General features: G+C 62.3%; 5 protein-coding genes. All 5 read left to right on the forward strand.

The window, feature by feature from the left end; genetic code table 11:
• A partial coding sequence (locus EN780_RS28880; protein ID WP_133372753.1) for an energy transducer TonB occupies positions 1-393 on the forward strand: 393 nt, incomplete at its 5' end.
• 39 nt (positions 394-432) lie between these two features.
• Positions 433-1,737, forward strand: a complete 1,305-nt coding sequence (gene tolB / locus EN780_RS28885; protein ID WP_127283765.1) for a Tol-Pal system beta propeller repeat protein TolB — start codon at positions 433-435, stop codon at positions 1,735-1,737.
• A 50-nt stretch (positions 1,738-1,787) separates the two neighbouring features.
• Positions 1,788-2,165, forward strand: coding sequence for a four helix bundle protein (locus EN780_RS28890; protein WP_128275993.1), 378 nt, complete (start codon positions 1,788-1,790; stop codon positions 2,163-2,165).
• A gap of 233 nt (positions 2,166-2,398) precedes the next feature.
• Positions 2,399-2,905: a peptidoglycan-associated lipoprotein Pal gene (gene pal / locus EN780_RS28895; protein ID WP_127283767.1), complete on the forward strand. Its 507-nt coding sequence runs from the start codon at positions 2,399-2,401 to the stop codon at positions 2,903-2,905.
• 278 nt (positions 2,906-3,183) lie between these two features.
• On the forward strand, positions 3,184-4,004 hold an 821-nt coding region (locus EN780_RS28900), incomplete at its 3' end, for a tol-pal system protein YbgF (RefSeq protein WP_128275994.1).

Here is a 4,004-nt window from a genome sequence, read left to right on the forward strand (position 1 = left end):
GCGCTGCTCGACAAGCAGAAGCCTTCCGGTGGCGGCGCCAAGCGCTCGACACAGCAGGCCTCGCTGGGCGGCGAAAAGGATCAGGGCCAGAAACTCTCCAGGTCGGAACAAGGCGCGTTGGAAGATCAGCTCGGCCATTGCTGGACCCTTCCGGTCGGCCTCGAAGGTTCCGAGGATTTCACCGTGGTCGTTCGCTTCAACCTGAACGCCTCCGGTAAGTTGGAAGGCCGCCCGACTATCGAAAAGTCCAGCGGCAACCCCCAGTTCGACGCCAGTGCGGTTCGCGCCGTGCAGAAATGTGATGTCGCCGGGCTGCAGGTGCCCGCCGGCAAGCAGGACATATGGTCCGACGTCCGCGTCAACTTTGATCCGAGAGCGATGCTTGGCCTGTAGCCTGAGCGCCCAAAAAATCAGCAAGAGAAGCGAGAAGACATGAAAGCCATCCTCAAGCCGCTCCTGATGGTCGCCGCAATGGCGATGGGCATGATTTCTGTCGCCACCTTGCCTGCTCGTGCAACCCTCGAGCTCAACGTCAACAGAGGCAATGTCGAGCCGATGCCGATCGCCATCCCCGACTTTCAGGGAGAGCTTGGCGCGCAGATATCGGAGATCGTAACCGCCGATCTGAAACGGTCAGGACTGTTCGCGCCGATCGACAAGGCCGCTTTTGTCGAAAAGATCACCAACCCAGATGCGGCGCCGCGCTACGAGGACTGGAAGGTCATCAACGCGCAGGCGCTGGTGACCGGCAGCGTGAGCAAGGAGGCGGACGGCCGCATCCGCGCCCAGTACCGGCTGTGGGATATTTTTGGCAACACGCAGTTGGCCGGCGAGCAGTTTTTCGCCAACGACGCCAATCAGCGCCGTGTCGCTCATATCATCGCCGATGCGATCTATGAGAAGATTACCGGCGAAAAGGGCTATTTCGACACGCGCGTCGTCTTCATCGACGAATCCGGCGCCAAGAACGCGCGCAAGAAGCGGCTCGCCATCATGGACCAGGACGGCGCCAACGTGCGCTATCTCTCCGACGGCCGCTCGATCGTGCTGACGCCGCGCTTCTCGCCGAACCGGCAGGAAATCACCTACATGTCCTATGAGAGCGGCCAGCCGAAGGTCTATCTCCTGCAGATCGAGACCGGCCAGCGCGAACTGGTCGGCAACTTCCCCGGCATGACGTTTGCGCCGCGCTTCTCGCCCGACGGCCAGAAGGTGATCATGAGCCTGCTGCGCGACGACGGCAATTCCAACATCTTCGCCATGGACCTGAGGAGCCGCTCGACCACAAGGCTGACCAATTCCACCGCCATCGATACCTCGCCGTCCTATTCGCCCGACGGCAGCCAGGTGGTGTTCACTTCCGACCGTGGCGGCCGCGCGCAGATCTATGTGATGGGCGCCGACGGCTCCGGCCAGACCCGCATCTCCTTCGGCGATGGCGTCTATTCGACGCCGGTGTGGTCGCCGCGCGGCGACCTCATCGCCTTCACCAAGCAGACCGGCGGCGAGTTCCAGATCGGCGTCATGAAGACCGACGGCTCGGGCGAGCGCATTCTGTCGTCCGGCTTCCAGCAGGAGGGGCCGACCTGGGCGCCCAACGGCCGCGTGCTGATGTTCTTCCGCGACTCGGCCGGCGGCCCGAAGCTGGTTTCGGTCGACCTCACCGGCCGCAACGAGCAGTCGATCCCGACCTCGAACTTCGCTTCCGACCCGGCCTGGTCGCCGCTGCTGGAGTGAGGGGGAGGGAATGGGGAATTGGAGAATTGGGGAATTGAAGAACTGAAGAAATGGAGAAGCGGGGAAGCTACGTTGGACGTGCAAGGGACCTGGAGGTCTATAAGCGGGCGTACGCAGTTTCTCTTGAAATTCACAAAGCCACGTTGGCGTTTCCGAAGATCGAGCAATACGCGCTAGCCGATCAGTTGCGTCGCTCGAGCAAGGCCATCTGCGCCAACTTGGCTGAGGGCTTTGCCAAGCAGCCTCATTCCAAAGCGGAATTCGCTCGCTTCATTTCAATGGCTATGGGGTCGTGCAGCGAAGTCGAGACATGGATCTCCTACGCGTTCGACCTTGAGTACATCTCTAAGACACAGCTCGACGAGTGGCTACGGTCCTACAATCAGATCTGCGGAATGCTGGTGAATCTCAGAGGGTCGCTGAAGTGACCTCTTTTCTCCAGTTCTTCAATTCTCCAGTTCCCCATTTCCCTCTTTTTTCATGTTTTGGCCGCATTTCCGCCTACGGTCCGCGCGCATTGTCGCCCTTGGTAATGCGTGGGCGTAACGGCTGCGGACGGCGGCCTGAAACCAAATATTAACCGTGTTTCTTGAATGCCGGTTAACCCAAACGTGGTTACTGGGTGATCAACGAAATCACTCGAATGCGAAGGAGAGGCGGCATGGGCCGTATCGCAGCACTTACCAGAAACCCGGCCATGATCGCGCTGGTGGCGGCACTCGCCATCACCGGTTGCGCCTCGAAGAAGACCCCGAACAGCGCGGCCGATCTCGGCCTCAACGGCGCCGGCGCCGCCACGCCGGGTTCCGCGCAGGACTTCACCGTCAACATCGGCGACCGCATCTTCTTCGACACCGACTCCTCGTCGATCCGCGCCGACGCGCAGACGACTCTTGGCCGCCAGGCGCAGTGGCTGAACCAGTACAAGCAGTATGCCATCGTCATCGAAGGCCATGCCGACGAGCGCGGCACGCGCGAGTACAATCTGGCGCTCGGCGCCCGCCGCGCCGCCGCCACCCGCGACTTCCTGGTCTCCAAGGGCGTTTCGGCCCAGCGCCTGAAGACGATCTCCTACGGCAAGGAGCGCCCGGTGGCCGTCTGCGACGACATCTCCTGCTGGTCGCAGAACCGCCGCGCCGTCACCACGCTCTCGGGCGCCGGTTCCTGACGCTGACCCCGAAAATCGGATTCGATTTTCGGAAAGGATCATGGGTCAATCCAAAAGTGCCACAACGTCCTTTGCGCGTCTGACGACGCGCGGCGCTGTGGGCGGCAAAATTGCAACAGATCCATGCGAAAGGCGGCCATTTGGCCGCCTTTTTCATATCCAGCGCCCTGAAACAAAATTTGGCCGAAGTCTCGCGCCCTGCTATGAGCCGAGGGCGCTTGGTCCCACTCTGAATCGGAAGGGCGCAACGGGCTATCAATTTCACGGCGAGAGACATAATGCACTTCAGAACGGTCCTCAGCGGCACGCTTGCGCTGCTGCTCCTATCCAGCATCGCCGCCCCGGCAGCCGGCACCGGGCAGCCTGCCGATAGTGGGTTTTCCTTCCACCTGCCGACGCTTGGCATCTTTGGCGAGAAGAAGAAGCCGGAGCAGCAGCAGGTCGCGCAGCAGGATGGCGCCAGCGCCACCGGCCTGGAAGACCAGCTCAGGCAGATGAACGGCAAGATCGAGGAACTCAATTTCCAGATCCTGCAGATGCAGGAGCAGATCCGCAAGCAGCAGGAAGACAACGAATTCCGCTTCCAGCAGCTCGAGGGCGGCACGCAAGGCGGGCAGCAGCCGGCCAGCCAGAAGAAGTCGGACGCCACGCCGGCTCCCAACAGCGATGGCAATACCGAAAGCGGCACCAACAACAGCGTCGCCGAGGCTCCGGCCACGCAGGCGCCGGCCGATGCCGGCAATCAGTCCGACGGCGGCCAGAGCGTCGGCGAGGTCATCGTCGAGTCGCAGACCGGCGACCCCGGCAAGGTGATCACCGGCGCGCCGCCGAAGACGTTCGGCACCATCACCGTCGACAAGAACGGCAATGTGGTCAACGCCGATGGAAACACCCAGGCCAGCGCTCCGGCCGAGACCGCACCGGCGGCCCCCGCGCCGGCAACCGACGCCAAGGCTGGCAAGTCCGGCGGCACGGTGGTCGCGGCACTGCCTTCCACTAACGATCCGGACGAGCTTTACCGCAACTCCTACCAGTTCATCCTGTCGGGGGACTACGGCACGGCCGAGCAGGGTTTCCGCGATCACATCAGCCGCTTCCC

The sequence above is a fragment of the Mesorhizobium sp. M4B.F.Ca.ET.089.01.1.1 genome (assembly GCF_004022605.1).
In the GTDB taxonomy this organism is placed as follows: Bacteria; Pseudomonadota; Alphaproteobacteria; order Rhizobiales; family Rhizobiaceae; genus Mesorhizobium; species Mesorhizobium abyssinicae.

Excerpts from the sequence above, each read along its gene's own strand:
- EN780_RS28890 (WP_128275993.1), top strand. The coding sequence starts at position 1,788 with ATGGAGAAGCGGGGAAGCTACGTTGGACGTGCAAGGGACCTGGAGGTC.
- pal (WP_127283767.1), top strand. The coding sequence starts at position 2,399 with ATGGGCCGTATCGCAGCACTTACCAGAAACCCGGCCATGATCGCGCTG.
- tolB (WP_127283765.1), top strand. The coding sequence starts at position 433 with ATGAAAGCCATCCTCAAGCCGCTCCTGATGGTCGCCGCAATGGCGATG.